The sequence below is a fragment of the Klebsiella sp. HN106 genome, from assembly GCF_051209435.1.
Classification (GTDB): domain Bacteria; phylum Pseudomonadota; class Gammaproteobacteria; order Enterobacterales; family Enterobacteriaceae; genus Klebsiella; species Klebsiella oxytoca.
This window is the reverse complement of sequence record NZ_JBLURD010000121.1, coordinates 1-394: the sequence shown is the minus strand read 5'-3', so window position 1 is coordinate 394 and position 394 is coordinate 1. Positions and strand designations below refer to the sequence as shown.

At 68.8% G+C, this 394-nt stretch carries 1 pseudogene; it reads left to right on the top strand.

What is annotated here, in order from left to right:
• Positions 1-394 (top strand): annotated as a pseudogene (recD, locus tag ACSIPU_RS30610) (exodeoxyribonuclease V subunit alpha); the annotation flags it as partial.

Sequence of the window (394 nt, the reverse complement as noted above, 5' to 3'; positions counted from 1 at the left end):
GCTCGGCGCGGCTCAGCAGGGCTATGAGCGCTACCTGCAACTGCGCCGCGAGCGGGCCGAACCGCAGGCCATGCTGGCCGCTTTCAGCGAATTCCAGCTGCTGTGCGCGCTGCGCGAAGGGCCGTACGGCGTGAGCGGCGTCAATGAGCGGCTGGAGCAGCGGCTCAACCGCCAGCGAGCGATCGCCCTGCCGCGCCACTCCCGCTGGTATGACGGCCGACCGATCATGATATCGCGCAACGACAGCGCGCTGGGGCTGTTTAACGGCGATATCGGCATCGCCCTGGAGCGCAACGGCGAGCTGCGGGTGTGGTTCCTGATGCCCGACGGCGCCATCAAGTCGGTGCAGCCGAGCCGTCTGCCGGAGCATGACACCGCCTGGGCGATGACCGTG